Raw genomic sequence first — 21641 nt, forward strand, 5'->3', positions numbered from 1 at the left:
TTATTGCGCCACCAGGTTAAGGGTCTTGGCGATGTTGATGAACTTTTCGTTCTCTGCACGCAAGAAGGCCGCTGCCTGCTGCGGCGTCATGGAGTCCAGCTTGCGCAAGCCCTGCGCGTTCACGAGCGCGAGAAATTCCGGACTGTCGTTCCACTCGTGGAAGGCCTTGTTCAGGCGCGCGACAACGCTATCGGGTGTACGCGCGGGCGCGAGCAAGCCCGCCCAGATGCCGAACTCGAAGCTCTTGAATCGCGCGTGCTCGCCGAGCGTCGCGAGCTCCGGCAGGAGCGGATGTCGCTTGGTGCTCGCGATGGCGATGGCCTTGATCCGCCCGGTCTGAATCATTCCCAGGATCGGCCCCCCAAGAGGTACAAACGCGAGGTCCACGTCGCCGCCGCCGACGGCCGTGGCAATGGGAGCGATGCCTTTGTACGGCACCTCCAGCAACTTGACGCCGACCCGCTTCTGCAACTCATCGGCCGCAAGATGAGCGAGCGAGGCCTGGCCCCAGTGGGCAATGGACAACTCCTTCGCGCCAGGCTTTTGCATCTGTTCGACGAGCGCGCTGAGGTTGTTGAAAGGGCGGTCGGGATGACTGACGAGGACCATGTCCGCGCTGCCGAACGAACCGATGAGCTTGAAGCTGTCGGACGTGTACTTGGCCGAAGCGACCGTGAGCGGCGCCACCGCCAAATCCGTACCGTTAGTGGCGAGCAGCGTGTATCCGTCGGGCGCCGCGTTCAGCACGTTCATCGCCGCGATGGAGCCGCTCGCACCGGGCATGTTGTCGACTACCAGGTTTTGTCCAAGGGCGCGCTGCAACACGGGTACGGATGGCCGTACTGCAGCGTCGACCCCGGCCCCGGCCGGGTAACCGATCTTGATCAGGATGGGTTTGTTCGGATAGGGCTGCGCGGTGGCGGCGGCGCCACTAAGCGCGACCACAACAACAGCGGCATCAAAGAGTCTGCGAATCAGTGTTTTCATGTTTGTCTCCGGTGCGCCGGTCAAAACCGGCGAGGTGTTGTGAATGAAAGAGTCATGTCGAGGTGGTGATCCGCCTACACGGCATCAGCTCAGCGAGGCGTAAACGCCCTTTTCGAAACCGTAGAACACGTCCACGGTTCTCGGTTCCCCCGAACGGCAGCGCCTGCATCATGGCAAGGCCTGCGATGTTCAGGGTGGGGTCGACCCAGAAGTACGCCAATCCCGCGCAGGCCAGGCTGCCGGCGCTGCGGCTGTTGGGCGCGGCGCTGTCGTTGATCGTGAAGCCCAGGCCCCAGGTCTTGGGCATGCCGAGGAAGATTTCGACTTGCGCGCGAGAAAGGGAGTCTGCGTGTGCAGCTTGCCCACGCGAAGCGCGCCCACGGCATTGCGCGACATCAGGGTCACCGTATCCGGGCTTGAGGACCTGGTTGCCGTTGCCCCGCCCCGCGTTGAGGATCATGCACATGAACTTCAGGTAGTCGCTGGCGTACAGGCCTCCGCCGCCCGACTCGAACTCCGGATCCCGCACTGTTTTGAGAGGGATCACGGACAACTTTGCGCCGTCGCCGTGCAAGTGCATGCCGGCAAGGCGGGTGCGCATGGCCGTACTGATCTTGAACGCCGTGCTGTCCACGCCCAGCGGTCCGGTGACGTTGCGATGGAAGTAGTCACCCAGGCTTCGCCCAGCTGGCCCACCGAATCGGTGCCAATGCCATATTCCCAGCGCGCGCCGGGGTCGAAGCACAGAGGCACGCGCAGCGCCGCTTTCTGCCCCATCAGCATGCCGGGGACGTTCTGCGTTCGGGAGAAGCGTTCTAGGTCCGCGTTCCAGATATCGTCCGTGACGCTGGACGTGTGGGTGAGCAGATGCCGGAGGGAGAGTTGGCCATTGGCATCGCGCAGCTGGGGCGCGCCATTCGTGTCCCAGCCCTCCAGACCCTTGAGAACACCCAACGCGGGGATCACCTCGGCCGCCGGACCGTCCAGGCGCAGCTTGCCTTGTTCGACCAACTGCGTCGCTGCGACGCTGGTGAGGGGCTTGGTCATGGAGGCGATGAGCATCACCGCCTCCAGGTCCATCGAAGTGAAGGCGCCGAGCGTGCGCGCTCCCTGCGCCCCGGTGTAAAGGTTTCATCACGAGTGATCACCGTGGCGGCTACGAGGACCGTCGACGGATGCGACGGCACGCCACCGTACGGAACCGGCGTTGGCTTTCACAGCGGCGATGTCATTCGGCATGTCAGAGCCTCAGAACGTTTAAATCCAGGGTCGCAGCTCCATCTCATGCGTCCAGGCATCGCGGGAGTGCTGATGCAAGTTCCGGTAAGCATTTGCGATCGAGCTGGGTTGAAGTGGCAGCGTCTACCGTAGGTGAACGCACGTTTAGTCAACGAAGGCTATGTTAGCCCCAGCATTCTGTCAACAAGGGTTTCCTCGATTCATTCTTCGATGTGTGATTCGCTGCACTTCCCGGGGCATCGGTGTTCGCGATTCCGAGGACAAGGCGCAGGCTCAGGCTCAGTCGGTGCTCGCTGGAAAAGCTATCTGCACAAAAGGCCAGATCGGCCGCGCATGTCTTGCCAACAGGTTGGCGATGCTAGGCAGTCTGCCCCATCGGAGATAAGGGGAGATAAAGGGACAGGGCGTCGGTGAGGCCTTGGTGGCGCGAGGCGGCTGGAGATTGGAAGCCGGCAAGTCCGACTCCGAGTAGCAAGATGCTCTGCCAACGAAGAACGCTAGCGGGCACGAAGGCGGCCGCTACGGGGGGCTCAAGCCACGCCAGCGTTTCCGCGCGCACTTCATGCGCAACGCCCTGGCGAATTGGAGCGCCTGAACGCGGACATCAAACGGCGCGCGCAGTTGGTGGGCATCTTCCCCCACGACGCAAGCCTGGTGGCGCCATGATGATGGAAGTGGAAGTCGGATTTGGTGGCCACGCGCCCGTATATGCTCAAGATCCCGTTTGTGCGATACCGGCCGCCGGCCACGCCAACATCACAACGGCGATGATCCGGTCCAATTCGCCGCTGGTCGCACCCGCCTGCGGCAAATCTAGAATCGATTGCATCACCCCGAGAAAATACCAAGCTAGTGCAGCGACATCTGCACCAGTCGGCAGTTCGCCAACTCCTATTCCTTCCCGAAGCGAATCTTCGAGCAGAGCGCGCTGCTGCCGCATTCCCGAGAGCGCCGCCTTCTGCCCCGCTGCCGGTAGATCGACTAACTCGGCACAACTTCTTGCGAGCAGGCAACCAGGTGGGCGACGGGAAGACCCCACCGGCAGCAGCCCCCGCAGCAGCGCTTCGAGCCGCGCGCGCACTGTCGCCCTCGGTTGACTTCATCCTGCGTAGCACCCGATCCGACACCCGCGATGTTGCTGACGTAGCCCGCATCGCATTGCTCGAGGAGATCGAGCCGGCGTCCCAACGTGCGTACCACCTGTCTGGTCTACGTGCGTGGACCATGAAGCAAGTGGCAGAGAAGTTGGCCCGCCTACTCGGACATCCGGTCACCTACGTTGACCGTTCGCCTGCTGAGCAGAGAGAGGCTCTGCTCAGCGCAGGATTTTCCCCGCTCGTGGCTGATCTTTTGGTTGGACTCGACCAAATGTTTCGCGAGTCTACGATCGCCGAAACGACGTCGACGGTCGAGGAATTGACCGGAAACGCCCCCGTTCGTTGACAGAATGGTTGACCGACAACCTGTACGAATTTCGAGCGTGAGTTCTCCAGCCCCCTCGCCGCTAAGAATCGAAGATTTGGAAGACTGGGGCCGTGCGACGCATCAGCGCGTCGCAGCCCTGCGGAAATCTGACGGCGTCACGCCGGTCGCCTTCTTGAATGCGGTGCTGAAGTGCTGAGCGTGGCTGAAGCCGCAATCCAGTGCGACTTCGGTTGCGGTGCGGCGGGGATCCAAGAGGAATTCCTTGGCCCGCTCGAGACGCAGACCGTACATAAAGCGAAGGGGTGTCTGCCCGGCACTTTCCCGAAAAGCCCGCATGAAATGCCGGGGACTGACACCGGCAACTTGCGCCAGGCCCTCGATCGTGAACGGCCTCGACAAGTCGGCCTCGATGTAATCGACAACGCGCCGCAAGCTGGCAGGTGCAAGGCCACCGCAGGGGCGAACGGTGGCTGCCTGGCTGCCGTCGACCCGCGCCAGTAGGGCGAGTGCTTGCATGGCCCAGCCCTCGGCGAACAACTCGTAAAGACTGTCTGCATTGCGCGCCTCTCGGCAAAGCACTGAAAGGCCACGTTGCAGATCTTCGTTGCCGAAGGCAATCAGCGGCCGATCGAAATGGCAGCCGGCGTCGGACGCAACGGTCGGGTCGAGGAAGACCACCGTGTAGTCGAAGGACGGGGCCACGTCGAACTCGCCTTGGACTGAAGTCGAGGCTGGGAACAGCGCAAGGCTTGTTCCTTGTCTTATGCCCGAGTGGATGCGGCGGCCGTCGAGCTCCAGATGCAGCTCTTTAAGGCCGTTCCGAAACCAGAACAGCGCGAGCTTCGGCTGACGAAAACGCCAAGAGATGGGCCCAGTCGCTCGACGCACGAGGACTTCAAGATGTGTGGTGCGCGAGTCAACAACGGTGCCGGAGACGAGTTCACCCCCAACCTCGCGATATTCAGCTTGTGAGTCTAGGTGACCAGGCATGCTTACCTCGCTGCGACCTTGCTTCGGGCCGTTCATAGTGCGCGCGGCACCCCCCTGACCACGCAACCGAAACCGTGGCGGGTGAATACCCCTGAATCGGGAGGGGTCGCCGACGCATGGACGTCAACCGCGTCGCTTTGCCTCCTCGCATCGTACACCTTTTGCATGAGGATGCGACCCGCAGAAGAGCAAGCTGCCATGCCTCGGCGATATCGGACGAAGCAGCAACGCCGTCACCTTCGGTATCGACCGGATCAACTCCTTCGGAACAGTTTTTGGCGCGCACGCAAGCCGTCTCGGCCAGAAACCCATGTCATGGCACTTTCAAGCAAGGGTGGCACCGCGTTGCAATCAACAACGGCGACGTTCCGAGAGACTGAGGGCCTCAGTAACCATCTTCACGGAGACCCAACATGCCTGTCATTGTTTGCGAATGCAAGGTCGGAATCGAAGCGAGCGTCAAGGCCAAGATGGCCGGCGAGTTCACGAATGCGATCAGGGAGATCATCCTCTCGCCGCTCGATCTGATTAGCGTCGTATTCCATGAATCGACACCCGAGAACACCTACCGTTCGGGAGAGCGAACTTCGGAAACGCTGATCTTCTGCCACATACGTGATGGGCGCAGCGATGGCGCCGTGCTATCGCTGGCCAAAAAGGTGAGCTCGATCTGGAGCGCGTGCACCGGGGCACCGGAGGACGAAGTCGAGGTACTCGTCGCACTGTACCCCGCCAAATACGTCGTGCGCGGCGGTGAACGCCTGCCCGAGGCCCCTCGCGTGTGAAGGTGGTGCGGCCTGCTCGGACGAAGGGGAGCGCCCTTGTCTATGCAAGGGCGGTCGGTGGCCGTGAGGTCTCGGCCCCGAATGTGGTTACCTGCGCCGCATGCTGAACCTCACCGAAAGATAAAAGGAGACAAGTCAATGAAGTCAACCCGCCCTGAGCTGGCAACAGCCCATTCAAGCATGCACCGGATAGACGTTCACAAACTGGCCGACGAAGCCAAGTTCAACAGCTTTCACGGGTCAGTGCTGATCTGGTGTTTCGTGATCCTGGTGCTCGACGGCTACGACCTGGCGGTCGCCGGCACCGCGCTTCCGTCGATCATGAAGGCGATGAACGTCGATGCAGCGACCGCGGGCTTCATGGCCAGTTCGGCGCTGTTCGGCATGATGTTCGGTGCGATTGCGCTCGGCGCGCTGGCCGACAAGATCGGCCGCCGCTGGGCGATCTCGATCTGCGTGTTCATGTTCAGCGTCTTCACCGCGGCCGCCGGGTTCACCAACGACCCGATCACCTTCAGCGTGATGCGCTTCCTCGCCGGGCTCGGCATCGGCGGCGCGATCCCGAATGCGGCCGCGCAGATGACCGAATACTCGCCAAAGAAGGTGCGCAGCGTGATGGTCACGCTGATGTGCTGCGGCTACGCCATCGGCAGCATCCTCGCCGCTCTGCTCGGCAAACAGCTCATCGAGACCTACGGCTGGCAATCGGTGTTCATCGCCGCGGGCGCCCCGGTGGTGCTGATCCCGTTCATCCTGAAGTACATGCCTGAGTCGCTGCCGTTCCTCATGAAGCAGCACGACGACGCGCATCTGCGCGAAGTGGTCCGGAAGATCCGGCCGGACCTGCGGCTCGAGCCGCAGCAGGAATTCCTCGTTCCGGCCGAGGACAAGGCCGAAGGTCCGACCGTAAGCAGGCTGTTCCTGGACGGCCGCGGCTTCAGCTCGGTGATGTTCTGGGTCGCCTTCATGACCTGCCTGTTCATGCTCTATGCGCTCAGTTCGTGGCTGGTCAAGCTGATGGGCATGGCCGGCTACAGCCTCGGTTCCGCGCTGGACTTCCTGCTCGCCTACAACGCCGGTGCGATCGTCGGCGCCGTCGGTGGAGGATGGCTCGCCGACAAGCTGAACATCAAGTGGGTGACGAGTGCATTTTTCGCGGTCGCTGCGGTCTCGCTGACGCTGCTCGGCTACGGCGCACAGCCGCTGTTCCTGGTCGTTGCCGTCGTCGGAGCGTCGACCCTGGGCACGCAGATCCTGCTGTATGCGTATGCCGGGCAGTTCTATCCGACATCGATCCGTTCGACGGGACTCGGCTTTGCCTCGGGAGTCGGGCGCATCGGCGCGATCGCGGCGCCGATCGTGATCGGGTTGCTGGTCTCGATGAAGTTGCCGCTGGTGCAGAACTTTCTCGGCATTGCAATGGCCGCGGTGATCGGCGGTGTCGCGGTTGCTCTGATCAAGCACAAGTCGTCGGCCTCTTCGCACAGCCACGACGCGAGCGTGGTCGGGCAGCAGCCTTGATGCTCGAGACCTACTCGCTGCTCTGCCCGCTGGGAAGCGGTGCGGCAGCGGGCCGGCGCTGATGAATCGGGTTTCATCTGACAACCAACCACGGAGACTTTCATGTCACGCAAACTTGAAGGCAAGATCGCAGTTGTTACCGGTGGATCTACCGGAATCGGGCTCGCTACGGCTAAGCGGTTCGCTAGCGAAGGAGCGCATGTCATCGTCACCGGCCGCCGACAGTCCGAACTCGACGCCGCGGTGCCCGCGATTGGTAACGCCACCAGCATCCGGGTCGACTCATCGAATATGGCTGAACTGGACACGCTGTTTGATCGGGTGAGATCGGAAACCGGTCGGATCGACGTATTGTTCGTCAACGCCGGCGGCGGCTCGCTGCTCCCGCTCGGGAAGATTACCGAGAAGCAGTATGACGACACGTTTGGCAGTAACGTCAAGGGCGTACTGTTTACTGTGCAGAAGGCTTTGCCATTGCTTGCGGACGGCGCATCAGTGATCTTGATTGGCTCCACCGCCGCCAGCGGCGGCACCGAAGCATTCAGTGTCTATGCCGCTTCAAAGGCCGCCGTACGCTCATTCGCCCGCAACTGGATTCTCGATCTCAAGGGTCGCGGCATCCGGGTCAATACGCTCAGCCCCGGACCCACCAAGACACCAGGCTTCTTTGGCTTGGTCGGCCCCGACGCCGCACGGCAGCAGGGAATGCTCGATGCCCTGGCCTCGCGGATCCCAATGGGCCGCGTCGGCGATCCGGACGAAATTGCCCAGGCGGCAGTCTTTCTTGCCTCCGACGATTCAAGCTTTGTCAACGGTATCGAACTGTTCGTCGACGGCGGCAAGGCCCAGATCTGAGTATTGCAGCAGGCGGGCGGGGGCACGGCCCATTTCCAAAGGAACCGCTTCATGTCCCAGCATCGCCCTTCTGCTGCATTGGAAGTGACCGAGGAAAACTGGCTGAGGCCAAACGCACTTTGCCTTCGCGGGTATGGCGCAAACCGGAGGGGGGCGCACCACACCAGCCGTCGCACTGAACGTGTGCAGCCGGGTATGTGTTCTGGGGCACAGCTGCGTGTGTTCGACGGCATCCCCTCAGCAATTGGCAGCCGACGGAAAGCTGCTTTCCGAGTGGCTGGCGGTCGAGCGCCAGACGCTGATCTTCCTTCATACCGAGAGGCAACCATGGCCAAGAGACAGGACAAAGTCATCATCACCTGCGCCGTGACGGGCGCCATGCACACGCCGACCATGTCGTCGTTCCTGCCGCTGACACCCGATCAGATCGCCGAGCAGTCGATCGAGGCCGCCCAAGCCGGCGCAGCCATCCTGCACCTGCATGCACGCAACCCGTCGGACGGGCAGCCGACGCCGGACCCGGCGATCTTCGACCAGTTCGTGCCGCGCATTGCCGCGGGGACCGATGCGGTGATCAACATCACGACCGGCGGAAGCACCCGGATGACGATGGAAGAGCGCCTGGCCTATCCGCGGCAGGCCAAGCCGGAGATGTGCTCGCTGAACATGGGGTCGATGAACTTCTCGATCCACCTGGCGGCGCGCAAGATCAAGGACTGGCGCTACGACTGGGAAAAGCCCTACGTCGAGGGAATGGAAGACCTCATCTTTCGCAACACGTTCAAGGACATCAAGCACATCCTGCAAACGCTTGGCGAAGGATGCGGCACGCGCTTCGAGTTCGAGTGCTACGACGTCGGGCATCTCTACAACCTTGCCCACTTCCTTGACGAAGGTCTGGTTCAAGGGCCACTGTTCATCCAGAGCATCTACGGCGTCCTGGGCGGCATGGGCCCGGACCCCGAGAACTTGGTGATGATGCGCACCACCGCGGATCGTCTCTTCGGGCGCGAGAACTATCGGTTCTCGGTGCTCGGCGCCGGCCGGCACCAGATGTCGCTGCTGACGATGGGCGCCGTGATGGGCGGCAATGTCCGCGTCGGGCTCGAGGACAGCCTCTACCTCGGCAAAGGCCAGATGGCCAGGTCGAGTGCCGAGCAGGTCCGCAAGATCAAGCGGATCCTGGAGGAACTGTCTCTGGAAGTGGCCACCCCCGCCGAAGCGCGCGCCATGCTCGGGCTGAAGGGCAAGGACGCCGCCGGCTTCGGGATGGCGTCATGAACCAACCAAATGGGTACGACGTGGAGGACCTTCGCGTCGGCATGAGCGCCTCCTACTCCAAGACGATCACGGAGGCCGACCTCGTGCTATTTGCCGGCGTAACCGGCGACAACAACGCAATCCATGTCAACGAAGAGTTTGCCGCAGCCACTCCCTTTGGCGGACGGATCGTCCATGGCATGCTCACCGCGAGCGTGATCTCGGCGGCCATTGCCGCCAAGATGCCTGGTCCCGGGACGATCTACCTGGGACAGAACCTGCGATTCAGCGCGCCGGTGCGGCTCGGCGAGACGGTACACGCGACGGTCACCGTCACCGAGATCTCGGTGGACCAGCGGCGAGTCACGCTATCGACGGTCGGGTCGGCGAGAACGTCGTGATTCCGGTGCGGCAAGGAAAGAAGGGTCTGACGGTAATCGCCAACGACACCGCACGTCCCGGGTTTGGGATCGGCAAGCTCATTTCGGCGCGGCTGGTTCGGCGCATCGTGACGAGCCACATCGGTACCAATCCCGAGACGCAGCGGCAGATGCTGGACGGACCGCTCGATGTCGAGCTGGCGCCGCAAGGGACGCTCGCCGAACGGATTCGCGCCAGGGGCTATGGGCTGGGTGGTGTGTTGACGCCCACAGGCGTCGGCACGCTGGTGGAGCAAGGCAAGCGCACGTTGGAGATCGACGGGCGCTTGTCCTCCTGGAGTTGCCGTTGCGGGCAAACTTCTCGCTCATCAATGCCCGACGTGCGGATCACATCGGTAACCTCGCGTCCGCGATGACGGCGCGCAATTTCAACCCGCTAATGGCAATGGCGGCGGACCTGGTCATCGCGGAGTCGCAGCAGATCGTGCCGGTCGGCGTCATCGCGCCAGAGTGCAAGATCTACGGCCTTTTCTCGAAGGACAGCAGGTGTGCTCCCGGCTGCGGCCGCCGAAGGGCTGTCGCTTCTCTACGAACCGCCGGCCATATGTTCGTTCCAGCAAACTGAAAACGAGCGTCAGGGACGTGTCTGGTGGTTGCCCCCTACACGCGGATAACAAACAGAGAACAAAGTCCGGCCGCCCCGAAACATACGCGATACAGCCGCGGACGAGACTTCCGGCATGGACTACTCCTGCCGGGCGTCACCATGAAATTGCCGTTGTTCCATGTCAGCACTGCCCCGTGGCTTTTCGCGGGCCTGCTGGCTGCCTGATCGCCACCGCCGAAGCCTCGCCCGCAACTGACAGTGCCGCAGCCACGCTGGCAGTTCTGGACTCACCCGTGCTGCAAGAGGAGCCGACATGCGCACGCTCATCGTGCAGCGCCACTTTGGCCTGTTATGGAGCCGTTTCACCGCTGCGATCGTCCGACCGACCCAGCGCCGCCCAACACGCGTCGAACATTATTTGAGCGAAGCGGTGGACTTCGCCGATCTGGAGCATCGAATCCAAGTGGTCGAGGAATACGAATGTCGCCGCATGTGGTGATCCAACTTTATCGAGAGTAGGAGTAGGAATGCCAGTCACCCAGCACCCCCTCCACAGATCCGTACGTGCGGAGCTACCGCATACGGCTCCTGCCTTGGGTCATGACGATCAGACGCTGGTTCGGGTACGGGTGGCAGATGTTCGGAACAGGCAGCCAATGCGCCATCAAGCGATACATGCGTCGCCAAGGCAGGTCGTGGCTCTGGCTGCGGCGGCACAGCGTGCGATGCCACAGCCCGACGACCTGATGGCGGAATGTCCTCAGCCGCGCGCCGTTGCACGGCACGCCGAAGTAGCGCGCATGCCCAGTCACCACCGCCCGCAGGTACTGGCCCTGCGCCGGGATGGGTTGGTGCATGCGCCGTCTGAGTTCGAGCTTGATCACCTGCAGCTTGGCGCGCAGGCGTTTTGCACTGGTGAGTCGCAGGACCATGAACTTGCCCTTCCTGGTCGTCCCGCAGCAATGCGTGAACCCCAGGAAGTCGAAGGTCTGCGGCTTGCCTTGTCCCTTGCGGCGTCGGTTCTCGCGGGCGAAGCGCCCGAACTCGATCAGCCGCGTCTTCTCGGGGTTCAGCTTCAGCCCGAATTGGCCCAGCCGCTCGGCCACCGCGCGCTGGAAGCGCTCGGCATCGTCGCGGAACTGGAACCCGGCTACCCAATCGTCGGCGTAACGCACGACGATCACGTCGCCTCGGGCATGGCGTCCCCTCCACTGCTTCACCCACAGGTCGAACGCATAGTGCAGGTAGATGTTGGCCAGCAGCGGACTGATGCTCCCACCCTGAACCGTACCCAACTCACTTTGCGTCAGCCTGCCTTCTTCCAGCACGCCCGCGTGCAGCCATTTCTTGATCAGCCGCACCACGCGCGCGTCAGCCACGCGGTGGTCGATGAACTTCACCAGCCAGTCCCTGTCGATCGTGTCGAAGAACTTGGCTATGTCCGCATCGAGAATCCAGCTCACTCGTCTGCTGTGCACACCTACCGCCACGGCATCCAGCGCGTTGTGCGCACTCTTGCCGGGCCTGAAGCCGTAGCTGAACCCGAGGAAGTCCTGCTCGTAGATGGCGTTCAACACTTCGACCGTGGCGCGCTGGACGAGCTTGTCCTCCAGCGCCGGCACGCCCAGCGGGCGCTTGCTGCCGTCGGCCTTGTCGATGTACACCCTCTTGACAGGCTGGGGCCGGTAGCCCCCTCGGGCCAGCCGCTCGGACAGCTCCAGGAGGTTGCCCTCCAGGTCCTGCCCGTACGTCTGCCAGGTCTGGCCGTCCACCCCGGCGGCCGCATCGCGCTTGAGCGCAAGGTAGGCCGCCCGCAGGCGTTCGACCGCGTAGATGTGATGCAGCAGTCCCGTGAACCTCGCACCACGACGGCCCTTTGCCGTCTGTCGTATGCCATCGAGCGCGGTTCCCATGTCATAGACCCGCACCGATCTGCGGGACATGCGCGCCGCGATGGCATTGCCCTTGGCCTGCCGCCTTCCCTCCACCGCCTCCGCCGCCGCAGGAGCTCCCCCCGCAGCCTTGTTCGGCAGCTTCTTCGGTACTACGCAGCAGTCCGACTTCCCGCCTCCCTTGCTCATCGTCGTACGCCCTTGGGCTTCACGATGCGCTCTGCGCCAGCCGCTTCCCAGCGCTGCGCAGAAGGACGCGGGATCTCCCGGTTCCCGTGCGAGGTGTTTCCGCGCGTGCGCGGGGTCTCTGACCGCGCGGGGTCCGATGCCGCCTCGCCAAAGCGGCAGCATCGGTGTGGCCTTCGGCTTTCTCCAACAACCTCGGCACCCCGGACCACCCGCAGCTCTCGCCGCGGGGCATGTATTACGCGGCTCGATACCCGGCCCGCGCGTACCCCTGTCAACGCTTCGCCCACACCCTCACGAATGTGTACGCATGACTCGGGGCCGCCGTAGCTGGCTAAGCCTTCAACGTATGACTCTTTCATTCACAACACCTCGCCGGTTTTGACCGGCGCACTGGAGACGTCATGAATCTCAACGCCGCCGAAGGGCACTCTCCTGAGGAACCCTCGATGAAACCCACCCTTCGCCAGATCCAACTCCCCGGCCGCGTGCGGCTCGAGTTCGCCGAACAGGGCGGCCGTTCCGGCACGCCGGTCATCGCGCTGCACGGCGTCACCGACTCGTGGCGCTCCTTCGAGCCGGTGCTGCCCCACCTGCCATCCGAACTGCGCGTGATGGCGCTCACCCAACGCGGCCACGGCGACAGCGACAAGCCGGCCGTAGGATACCGGCCCGCCGACTTCGCCGCCGACATGGCGGCCTTCATGGACGTGATGGAGATCGAGCGCGCGGTGCTCGTCGGCCACTCGATGGGAAGCGTCAACGCGATGCGCTTCGCGATCGACCACCCGTCCCGGGTCGCCGGCCTGCTGCTGGCCGGCACGATGCCGTGGTTCGGCCGGCCCCCCGAGCTGATGGCATACCACCGCGAGCAGGTCGTGCCGCTCGCCGATCCGGTGCCCGACGCCGTCGCCCGCGACTTCCAGCAGAGCACGCTGGCCCGGCCGATCGCCGCTTCGATGCTCGACCGCTTCGTCGCCGAGAGCCTGAAAGTCCCAGCGCATGTCTGGCGCGCCGCTTTCGCCGGCTTCATCGGCGACGACTTCTCGCCGCGCCTGCGCGAGATCGAGGTGCCCACGCTGATCGTCTGGGGCCGGCACGATGCGTTCTGCTCGGCCACCGACCAGGAGGCGATGCTGGGCCTGATCCGGACCGCCCGGCTCGTCGAATACGCCGACGCCGGGCATGCGATGCACTGGGAGGAACCGCAACGCTTCGCCCTGGACCTGAGCCGCTTTGTCGCCTCGGCCGCCGCCGGCGCGGCGATCGCCTGAACTTCGGAGGACCCGACGATGACCGTTCTGATCGACACCCTGGGACATCCGGTGAGCGGTGCCACCGCCGCCGCGATCGACCACTACGATCAGGCCGCGCACGAGATGCGCTGCCTGATCGGCGACCCGCTCGCGACCATCGACCGTGCGCTCGCCGAGGCGCCAGCCATGTCGATCGCGCACACGCTGCGGGCCTGGCTGCACCTGCTCGGCACGGAGGCGCCGGCGCTCGCGACCGCGCGCGGGGCGGCCGAGGCCGCGGCGCGCCACGCCGGAACCGATCGCGAGCGGATGCATGCGCGCTCCGCCGCCCTCGTTGCCGCCGGCCGCTGGCGCGACGGCGCGCGCGCGCTGGAGGACCTGTCGGCGCAGCACCCGCGCGACCTGCTCGCGCTGCAGGCCGGCCACCAAGTGGACTTCTTCACCGGCGATTCGCGCATGCTGCGCGACCGCATCGCGCGCGCGCGGCCGCATTGGAACGACGCCATGCCCGGCCACCATGCGGTGCTCGGCATGCACGCCTTCGGGCTCGAGGAGACCGGCGACTATGCGCAGGCCGAGCGCACCGGACGCCGCGCGATCGAGCTGCAGCCGCGCGACACCTGGGCCTGGCATGCGGTGGCGCATGTGCACGAGATGCGCAATGCGCCGAAGGACGGCATCGCCTGGCTCGAGCCGAATGCGGCGCACTGGTCGCGTGACAGCTTCTTCGCGGTGCACAACTGGTGGCACCTGGCGCTGTTCAAGCTCGAGCAGGACCGGCACGACGAGGTGCTCGCAATGTACGACGCCTCGATCGGCGGCCCGGGCTCAGGGGTCGTGCTCGACATGATCGACCAAAGCGCACTGCTGTGGCGCCTCGCACTGCGCGGCGTGGACGTGGGCGACCGCTGGCAGCCGCTGGCCGAGCGCTGGGCGCCGCATGCCACCGCGGGCAACTATGCCTTCAACGACCTGCACGCGATGATGGCCTTCGCGAGCGCCGGTCGCAGCGATCTCGCCGCGCAGCTGCGCGAGACACAGCGCGCCGCGCTCGCGGGCGACGGCGACACCCGCGCCTTCACCGCCGAGGTTGGCGAGGCAGCGACGCGCGCCGTGCAGACCTTCGTGGCGGGCGACCACGCGACGGTCGTCGCACTGCTGCGGCCGATCCGCTCGAGCGCGCATCGCTTCGGCGGCAGCCACGCTCAGCGCGACCTGCTCGACCTGACGCTGATCGAGGCGGCGCTGCGCAGCGGCGATCGGCCACTCGCGGCAGCGCTGGCGGCCGAGCGGGCCGCGATGCGACCAGCGAGTCCGCTCGCTCAGCGCTTCGTCGCGCGAGCCGCGGCGTGAAACCGGAGTGCGACCGCGCGCGATCCGTTTGCGACAAGTGTTTGATGGGCCGGATTGTTTCCACGACATGAACGCCGAGGTGCGAAAACGCACATACGCGAGGCCCCTTGCCGGCGCAAACTTCGTTCCACCCCAACCCATTCAACCACTTGAAGGAATCCGCAGTGAACACCGCTTCCAAGCTCCTCTCCGGTTTTGCGCTCGCCATCCTCGCTGCCGCAGGCGTCCAAGCAGAAACCTATCACGGCGTCGCCAAGGTCACATCGACCCAGACCCGTGCCGCGGTCCGCGCCGAAGGCGTCGTGGCCGCACGCAACGGCGACCAATTCAGCGATGTGGCCGGGCAGGGCGTCGCCAGCATCGCCAGTTCGGTCGAGCGCGCTTCGGTTCGCTCGCAAGGAATCGTTGCCGCTCGCAGCGCGAACCCGTACGCGGAAGGCTACGGCCAAGGCGTGACGCGCGTCGAATCGCGTGTCGACCGCGCAGGCGTGCGCATCCAGGCCCGCGCAGCCGCGCGCGGCGATCGTCTCGCGATCTGAGCGCTGCGCTCCAGAAAAAGCCCACCATCCTTATTGGGAGTTCCTTTCAGAATGGGCGCAGGCGGGTGCGGCACGCGGCTGGTCGCCCGCGATGCGTTGAAATGTCAATTAAAGAACTTCAGCACGCTCAGCAGGGTGCGATAGATGCCCCAGGCCAACGGGATGCTGACCGCCGCCCAGGCCAGGACCACCAGTGCCAGAGGCGTCTTGCCACCCGAACCCGGACCGCTACCCACGTCGTTCGCCATGGCACGGTCATGGGCCAGACGCTTTTCCTCGGCAAGTTCCGCTGGCGTCATGAACCACTTGTCGGCAATCGGACGAATCATGAGGTTGCAAATCAACCCGATGACCAGGAAGCCCGCCAGGATGTACATGGTCTGGTTGTAGACCTGCTCACGCGGGATGCCCAGACCGATCTGGTATTCGCGCATGTAGTTCACGGCTACCGGCCCGATGATCCCGGCCGTGGCCCAGGCGGTGAGCAGCCGGCCATGGATAGCGCCGACCATCTGCGTGCCGAACAGGTCGGCCAGGTAGGCCGGCACCGTGGCGAAGCCGCCGCCGTACATGCTGATGATGATGCACAACGAAGCCACGAACAGCAGCTTGGAACCGGCTGCGGCGCTGAACGGAATACTGGCATACAGCAGGCCACCGAGCAGGAAGAAGACCATGTAGGTGAGCTTGCGGCTGAGCCTGTCCGACAGGCTGGCCCACACAAAACGACCGCCGATGTTGAACAGGCTCAACAGCGCCGTGAAGCCTGCGGCCACGCTCGCGATGGCGGCGAGTTGGTCCTTGTCGAGGTCTCCGAACTTGCGGGACACGCCGATCAGGTTGCCGCCGAACACCTCCTGCAGCATCGGGCTGGACATGCCGATGACGCCGATGCCGGCGCTCACGTTCATGCAGAGCACCATCCAGACAAGCCAGAACTGAGGGATGCCCCAGACCTTCTTCACGTGCACGTGGTGCTGCGTGATCATGGCGTTGCTGGACGCCGGCGGCTGGGTCCAGCCCGCGGGCTTCCAGCCGCTGGGCGGAATGCGGTAGCCCAGCGCGCCGCCCATCATGAAGACCGCGTAGATCGCCGCCATCACGAGGAAAGTCTGAAGCACGCCGACGCTGGTCGACGACGCGAAGATCTTCATGAATTCGGTTGCCAGCGGCGAGCCGATCATCGCGCCGCCCCCGAACCCCATGATGGCCATGCCCGTGGCCATTCCGCGCCTGTCCGGAAACCACTTGATGAGGGTCGACACCGGCGAGATATAGCCCAGTCCCAGCCCGATGCCGCCGATGACGCCAGAGCCCAGCCACATCAGCCAAAGCTGATGGGTGTAGATGCCGAGCGCCGAGATCACCAGGCCCCCGCACCAGCACAGCGCCGACACCACACCCGCCTTGCGCGGCCCGGCGTGTTCGAGCCAGCCGCCCCAAAGCGCCGCCGACGACCCCAGCAGCACGAAGAACAGCGTGTACATCCAACCCATGCTGGAGATACGCCAGTCGCAGTTCGATGCGAACAGCTCGACCAGCAGGCTCATGTCCTGAGGACAGGCCTGCGCGGCGGTCAAGCCGATGGACTTTGACAACGGCAACCAGAACACCGAGAAGCCGTAGGCCATGCCGATACACAGGTGGATGGCCAGCGCCGCCGGCGGCACCAACCAGCGGTTGAAACCCGGGCCGGCAATGGTGCGCTCTTTGTCCAACCAACTCGCGACTCCGACTGCTGGTCTATCTGATCCATCCAATACGGCTGACATGTGTGTCTCCTGTGTGTTGCAGCACCCGAGCGGTGCGAGGCGCCAGTGTCGACAAGGCGCAAAGGCCGGTCCAATTTATTCGGAGAATGAATCGATGCGGTTGCAGAATCAGGGTCTGCATGGGCCGGGTGTCATCACGCCGCCGCGCCATTTGCGCGAGCCGCAGGCGTTGGACTCAACTCGCGAATCAAACCGGAGTGCTGCGCGGCTTCGTGCAGCCACATCGCGTCCTGCGCGAAGGCGAGGGCAGCCTCCAATGCCCGCGACGGACGATTGGAGTCGTGCACCATGAACGCGATGGGAGTCTTGACCTGCGGGCTGATCAACGGCAGCGCCTCAAGTTCGCGATAGCCAAGCACGGTGCCCACCAGCGTCCCTGGCATGACGCTGCATACGCGCCCGGCCACCACGCTCCATGCCAGCGCCAGTATCGAATTGGTCTCAATGGATGCGCTGACATGCGCTCCGGCGGATGCGAAAGCACGATTGACGATGGTGCGGTTGTGCATCTCCGAACTGAGCAAGCACAGCGGAAACGCGGCAGCCTCGGCCCACCTCATGGGGCCGCCGATGCGCAGGGACTCGGGTCCGGCGACGGACGCCTTGCGCAGCAGGAAGTAGTGCTCCGTGTATTGCGGCAGGGACCGTAGCAGCGAGCGGCTGCAGTCCATGCGCTCCGCGTATCCCAGGCCCATGTCGATGCCCATGCTCTCCAGTTGCGTTTCGAGCTCGATCGAACTCATCGAACGCAGCGTCGGCACGATGCGAGGATGGCGATCCTGCAGCATGCCGGTGAACCGCGCCGCGATCGGCATGGCGGTCGGAACGGCCCCGATGAGCAGATTGCCCGCCGGATCGTTCTCGCGGCTGTTCAGGTCCTGCTCGAGCAGCTCCTGCTCGCGCAATATGCAGCGCGCACTGAGAAGGATGCGTTCGCCTTCGGCGGTGAAACCACCAAAGTTCCGGCCGCGCTTGACGATCGCCGTTCCGTAGCTTTCTTCAAGCGATCGGATCGCGTTGGACAAAGCCGGTTGGGTGACATGGGACGCCAATGCGGCACGGCCGAAATGCCGGTGGTCGTCCAGCGCGACGAGGTACTTGAAGGAGGTGAACAGATTCATGGTCCAGGTTCTCCAGTGGCCGACTGGGCGACGGTCCGTCCATGCCGCAATAACTCCATCGACTGCGCGAAGGAACGGCCTCGTCAAGGCCTCGGCTTGCGCGGCCGTGCGGTGCCGGCGAAGCGCGGTGTCGTCGTCAACGGTAGCGTTGCACCATCGCGCTGAGCGTCAGCGGCCGGATGCGCCCCGCGTGGCCGGCACAGCCGAAGGCTTCGAAGCGCGCCTCGCAGATGCCGCGTGCGGCGCGGCGTGCCGCTGCCAGCGCCTTGCGCGGATCGAACTCGGAGGGCTGCTCGGCGAACAGTTGCCGCATCGCGCCGGTCATGGCCAGGCGGATGTCGGTGTCGATGTTGATCTTGCGCACTCCGTTCGCGATGCCGCGCTGGATCTCCTCCACCGGCACGCCGTAGGTCTCGGGGATCACGCCGCCGTGGCGCCGCAGGATCTCCAGCCACTCCTGCGGCACGCTCGACGATCCGTGCATCACCAGGTGCGTGTCGGGTACCGCGGCGTGGATCTGGGCGATGCGGTCGATCGCCAGGATGTCGCCGGTGGGCTGGCGGCTGAACTTGTAGGCGCCGTGGCTGGTGCCGATGGCGATCGCGAGCGCGTCGACACCGGTGGCGGCGACGAAGTCGCGCGCCTGCGCCGGGTCCGTCAGCAATTGGTCGCGGCTGAGCGTGCCCTCGGCGCCGACGCCGTCCTCCTCGCCGGCCTGGCCGCTTTCCAGGGAGCCCAGGCAACCCAGTTCGCCCTCGACGCTGACGCCGACTGCATGCGCGAGCCGGCAGACGCCGGCCGTCACGGCGACGTTGTACTCGTAGCTCGCCGGCGTCTTCGCATCCTCGCGCAGCGACCCGTCCATCATCACGCTGGTGAAGCCGCTCTGGATCGCCTGCAGGCACACCGCCGCCGAGGCGCCGTGGTCCTGGTGCAGGACCAGCGGGATCTGCGGATGGCTTTCCACCGCGGCCAGCACCATGTGGCGCAGGTAGGCCTCGCCGGCGTACTGCCGCGCGCCGGCGCTGGCCTGCAGGATCACGGGACTCTGCGTGGCCTCTGCTGCTTCCATGATCGCCTGGATCTGCTCCAGGTTGTTGACGTTGAAGGCCGGCACGCCGTAGCCGTGCTCGGCGGCATGGTCCAGCAGCTGGCGCAATGAGATGAAGGCCATGGGCAGTTTCCTTTCTAGAGAAGTGGGCTAACGGGTGGCGGACACGAGCTCCATGCGCTCGTGCCAGTCGACAAGGTCGTCCAGCGTGATGCGGTCGGCGGGGCGGACGGGCGGCGCGGGACACCAGCCATGACGTACATGCAGCCCCGGACCGATGGCGACCGCCGCGTGGATGGGGTCGTCGGCGAAGTAGGCGCTGCGGGTCACGAGCACCGGCACATCGGCCGCCCGGGCCGCGGTGGCGCCGGCGCACGAATCCTCGAGCGCCAGCGCGCTCACCGCGCGCAGGCGCAGCGCGGCCAGCGCGCGCCGGTGCGCTTCGGGGTCGGGCTTCTTCGTCCTCACGTCTTCGCCGCATACCACGGTGTCGAAGCGCCGCGCCCAGGCGGGGCCGAGGTGGCGGCCGAGGAGCGCTTCCACGTTGGCGCGGCTGGTCGTCGTGACGATGGCCTGGCGCACGCCGCGTTCGGATGCCTCGTCGATCAGGGCTGCCACGCCGGGGCGCAGCTGGATCGTGCCGACGCGAACGCTCTCGGCGTAGCAGAGGTTCTTCAGCCGGTGCAGCTCGCGCGCCAGCGCTTCGCGCTCGCCGGTCAGCACCGGCGCATCGGCCTCGCCGGCCATCGCGGCGAGCAGGCGCTCGCGGCCTCCGGTGACCCGCAGCAGCCGGCCGTAGCGCTCCGTGTCCCAGTGCCAGGGCAGGCCCATCTCGGCGAAGGCCCTGTTGAAGGCGACGCGGTGGCCGTCGCGCTCGGTTTCGGCCAGGGTACCGTCCACGTCCCAGAGCAGCGCGGCAAGCATGGTGGCCTCCTAGCGGTCCGCGCGCCGCGCGAGGATCTCGAAGGCGGGCAGGGTCTTGCCTTCGAGCACTTCGAGGAAGGCGCCGCCTCCGGTGGAGATGTAGCCCACGTCCTTCGCGATGCCGTACTTCGCGATCGCGGCGAGCGTGTCGCCGCCGCCGGCGATGCTGAATGCGTCCGAAACCGCGATCGCCTGTGCGATCGTCTCGGTACCGTTCGCAAACGCATCGAACTCGAACACGCCGACCGGGCCGTTCCAGACAATCGTGCCGGCGGATTTCAACTGCGTCGCGAGCTTCGCGGCGGTCTGCGGGCCGATGTCGAGGATCATGTCGTCGGCCGCGACCTCGCTGGCTGCCTTCACGGTGGCGGGTGCATCGGCCCTGAACGCCTTCGCGACCACCACGTCGCTCGGGATCGGCACTTCCGCGCCGCGCGCCTTCATCGCAGCGATCACCGCCTTCGCTTCGTCGACGAGCGCGGGTTCGGCCAAGCTCCTGCCGATCGGCAGGCCGGCCGCGAGCATGAAGGTGTTCGCGATGCCGCCGCCGACGATGAGATGGTCGACCTTCTTCGCGAGGCTCTGCAGGATGGACAGCTTCGTCGACACCTTGCTGCCCGCGACGATCGCCACCAGTGGCCACTTCGGGTGCGCGAGCGCCTGGGCTATCGCGTCGATCTCGGCCGCGAGCAGAGGCCCGGCGCAGGCCGTCTTCGCGAACTGCGCGATGCCATAGGTCGAGGCCTCGGCGCGATGCGCGGTGCCGAAGGCGTCGTGCACGAAGATGTCGCACAGCGCGGCGAGCTTCTTCGCGAGCGCTTCCTCGTTCTTCTTCTCGCCCGGGTTGAGCCGGCAGTTCTCGAGCATCACGAGCTGGCCGGGCTTCACGTCGACGCCGTCGACCCAGTCGGAGACGAGCGGCACCTCGCGGCCGATCAGTTCGCTCAACCGCCTGGCGACGGGCATGAGCGTGTCCTCGGACTTGAACTCGCCTTCGGTCGGGCGGCCCAGGTGCGAGGTCACCATCACCGCAGCGCCGGCCTTCAGTGCCGTCTCGATACCGGGTACCGATGCGCGGATGCGGGTGTCCTCGGTGATACGGCCGGCGTCGTCCTGCGGCACGTTGAGGTCGGCGCGGATGAACACGCGCTGGTCGGCCAGCCGTCCGTCGGCTGCGAGCTCTTGCAGTCGAAGCACCTTCATGGCCGTGCTCCGACCACGCGGGCCATTTCGAGCAGCTTGTTCGAGTAGCCCCACTCGTTGTCGTACCAGCTCACCAGCTTGACGAAGGTGCCGTCGAGCGCGATGCCGGCCTCGGCGTCAAAGATGGAGGTGCGCGGGTCGCCGCGGAAGTCGGTGGCAACCGCCTTGTCTTCGGTGTAGCCCAGCACGCCCTTGAGCCCGCCGTCGGCCACGTCCTTTTCGCTCTGTGCCTTCATCTCGGCGCAGATCTCCTTGTACGTGGCCTCCTTCACCAGCTCTACCGTGAGGTCGACCA

20 protein-coding genes and 3 pseudogenes are annotated in these 21641 nt (G+C 65.0%); 11 read left to right on the forward strand and 12 right to left on the reverse strand.

Annotated elements, in window-relative coordinates:
- The 4 genes and pseudogenes from AC3A6X_RS35075 to AC3A6X_RS35090 all read right to left on the reverse strand — a co-directional run bounded on the left by AC3A6X_RS35075 (position 1) and on the right by AC3A6X_RS35090 (position 3307).
- Positions 1-987: a Bug family tripartite tricarboxylate transporter substrate binding protein gene (locus tag AC3A6X_RS35075; RefSeq protein ID WP_487846485.1), complete on the reverse strand. Its 987-nt coding sequence runs from the start codon at positions 985-987 to the stop codon at positions 1-3.
- Positions 988-1039: 52 nt separating this feature from the next.
- Positions 1040-1627 (reverse strand): serine hydrolase domain-containing protein, encoded by a 588-nt coding sequence (locus AC3A6X_RS35080; RefSeq protein ID WP_487846502.1) that lies wholly within the window; start codon positions 1625-1627, stop codon positions 1040-1042.
- Positions 1531-2085: pseudogene (locus tag AC3A6X_RS35085) on the reverse strand (serine hydrolase domain-containing protein); the annotation flags it as partial. The pseudogene AC3A6X_RS35085 and the gene AC3A6X_RS35080, both read right to left, overlap by 97 nt.
- A gap of 853 nt (positions 2086-2938) precedes the next feature.
- Positions 2939-3307, reverse strand: coding sequence for a TetR family transcriptional regulator C-terminal domain-containing protein (locus tag AC3A6X_RS35090; protein ID WP_487846486.1), 369 nt, complete (start codon positions 3305-3307; stop codon positions 2939-2941).
- A gap of 143 nt (positions 3308-3450) precedes the next feature.
- Between AC3A6X_RS35090 and AC3A6X_RS35095 the strand changes: the two genes are divergently transcribed.
- Complete coding sequence (locus AC3A6X_RS35095) at positions 3451-3669, forward strand: hypothetical protein (protein WP_487846487.1); 219 nt, start codon at positions 3451-3453, stop codon at positions 3667-3669.
- Positions 3670-3771: 102 nt separating this feature from the next.
- Here AC3A6X_RS35095 and AC3A6X_RS35100 read toward each other — a convergent pair whose 3' ends face one another.
- Positions 3772-4677, reverse strand: a complete 906-nt coding sequence (locus AC3A6X_RS35100) for an AraC family transcriptional regulator (protein WP_487846488.1) — start codon at positions 4675-4677, stop codon at positions 3772-3774.
- 377 nt (positions 4678-5054) lie between these two features.
- Here AC3A6X_RS35100 and AC3A6X_RS35105 point away from each other — a divergent pair, with 377 nt between their 5' ends.
- From AC3A6X_RS35105 to AC3A6X_RS35135, 7 genes and pseudogenes are all read left to right on the forward strand, one after another.
- Positions 5055-5426 (forward strand): tautomerase family protein, encoded by a 372-nt coding sequence (locus tag AC3A6X_RS35105; RefSeq protein ID WP_487846489.1) that lies wholly within the window; start codon positions 5055-5057, stop codon positions 5424-5426.
- A gap of 180 nt (positions 5427-5606) precedes the next feature.
- Positions 5607-6947, forward strand: a complete 1341-nt coding sequence (locus AC3A6X_RS35110) for an MFS transporter (RefSeq protein WP_487846503.1) — start codon at positions 5607-5609, stop codon at positions 6945-6947.
- A gap of 102 nt (positions 6948-7049) precedes the next feature.
- A complete protein-coding gene (locus AC3A6X_RS35115) occupies positions 7050-7802 on the forward strand; it encodes an SDR family oxidoreductase (RefSeq protein ID WP_487846490.1) in 753 nt (250 codons plus the stop codon).
- 327 nt (positions 7803-8129) lie between these two features.
- Positions 8130-9083 carry a 3,5-dioxohexanoate:acetyl-CoA acetone transferase gene (kce, locus tag AC3A6X_RS35120; RefSeq protein ID WP_487846504.1) on the forward strand — a complete coding sequence of 318 codons (954 nt, stop codon included), beginning with the start codon at positions 8130-8132 and terminating at the stop codon, positions 9081-9083.
- A gap of 41 nt (positions 9084-9124) precedes the next feature.
- The gene (locus AC3A6X_RS35125; RefSeq protein WP_487846491.1) at positions 9125-9463 is read left to right on the forward strand and encodes a MaoC family dehydratase; all 339 of its coding nucleotides are present in this window, start codon (positions 9125-9127) and stop codon (positions 9461-9463) included.
- A 5-nt stretch (positions 9464-9468) separates the two neighbouring features.
- Positions 9469-10067 (forward strand): annotated as a pseudogene (locus tag AC3A6X_RS35130) (3-oxoacid CoA-transferase subunit A).
- Positions 10068-10362: 295 nt separating this feature from the next.
- Positions 10363-10548 (forward strand): hypothetical protein, encoded by a 186-nt coding sequence (locus tag AC3A6X_RS35135; RefSeq protein ID WP_487846492.1) that lies wholly within the window; start codon positions 10363-10365, stop codon positions 10546-10548.
- 73 nt (positions 10549-10621) lie between these two features.
- On the opposite strand, the gene ltrA is transcribed toward AC3A6X_RS35135, so the two are convergent.
- Positions 10622-12130, reverse strand: coding sequence for a group II intron reverse transcriptase/maturase (gene ltrA / locus AC3A6X_RS35140; RefSeq protein WP_487846493.1), 1509 nt, complete (start codon positions 12128-12130; stop codon positions 10622-10624).
- A 446-nt stretch (positions 12131-12576) separates the two neighbouring features.
- Between ltrA and AC3A6X_RS35145 the strand changes: the two genes are divergently transcribed.
- The 3 genes from AC3A6X_RS35145 to AC3A6X_RS35155 all read left to right on the forward strand — a co-directional run bounded on the left by AC3A6X_RS35145 (position 12577) and on the right by AC3A6X_RS35155 (position 15275).
- Complete coding sequence (locus AC3A6X_RS35145) at positions 12577-13401, forward strand: alpha/beta fold hydrolase (RefSeq protein WP_487846494.1); 825 nt, start codon at positions 12577-12579, stop codon at positions 13399-13401.
- 18 nt (positions 13402-13419) lie between these two features.
- Positions 13420-14736 (forward strand): tetratricopeptide repeat protein, encoded by a 1317-nt coding sequence (locus AC3A6X_RS35150; RefSeq protein WP_487846495.1) that lies wholly within the window; start codon positions 13420-13422, stop codon positions 14734-14736.
- A gap of 164 nt (positions 14737-14900) precedes the next feature.
- The gene (locus AC3A6X_RS35155) at positions 14901-15275 is read left to right on the forward strand and encodes a helicase SNF2 (protein WP_487846496.1); all 375 of its coding nucleotides are present in this window, start codon (positions 14901-14903) and stop codon (positions 15273-15275) included.
- 104 nt (positions 15276-15379) lie between these two features.
- On the opposite strand, the gene AC3A6X_RS35160 is transcribed toward AC3A6X_RS35155, so the two are convergent.
- The 6 genes and pseudogenes from AC3A6X_RS35160 to AC3A6X_RS35185 form a co-directional block, all read right to left on the reverse strand.
- Positions 15380-17047, reverse strand: coding sequence for an OFA family MFS transporter (locus tag AC3A6X_RS35160; protein WP_487846497.1), 1668 nt, complete (start codon positions 17045-17047; stop codon positions 15380-15382).
- A gap of 134 nt (positions 17048-17181) precedes the next feature.
- Positions 17182-18168 carry a LysR family transcriptional regulator gene (locus AC3A6X_RS35165; protein WP_487846498.1) on the reverse strand — a complete coding sequence of 329 codons (987 nt, stop codon included), beginning with the start codon at positions 18166-18168 and terminating at the stop codon, positions 17182-17184.
- 136 nt (positions 18169-18304) lie between these two features.
- Positions 18305-19342, reverse strand: coding sequence for a class II fructose-bisphosphate aldolase (gene fba / locus AC3A6X_RS35170; RefSeq protein ID WP_487846499.1), 1038 nt, complete (start codon positions 19340-19342; stop codon positions 18305-18307).
- A 27-nt stretch (positions 19343-19369) separates the two neighbouring features.
- On the reverse strand, positions 19370-20143 hold the full coding sequence (locus tag AC3A6X_RS35175) for an HAD-IA family hydrolase (RefSeq protein WP_487846500.1): 774 nt from the start codon (positions 20141-20143) through the stop codon (positions 19370-19372).
- Between the two features lie 9 nt (positions 20144-20152).
- Complete coding sequence (locus AC3A6X_RS35180; RefSeq protein WP_487846501.1) at positions 20153-21346, reverse strand: phosphoglycerate kinase; 1194 nt, start codon at positions 21344-21346, stop codon at positions 20153-20155.
- A pseudogene (locus tag AC3A6X_RS35185) lies at positions 21343-21641 on the reverse strand (type I glyceraldehyde-3-phosphate dehydrogenase); the annotation flags it as partial. The pseudogene AC3A6X_RS35185 and the gene AC3A6X_RS35180, both read right to left, overlap by 4 nt.

It is taken from the genome of Variovorax sp. Soil_C_12 (assembly GCF_057657375.1).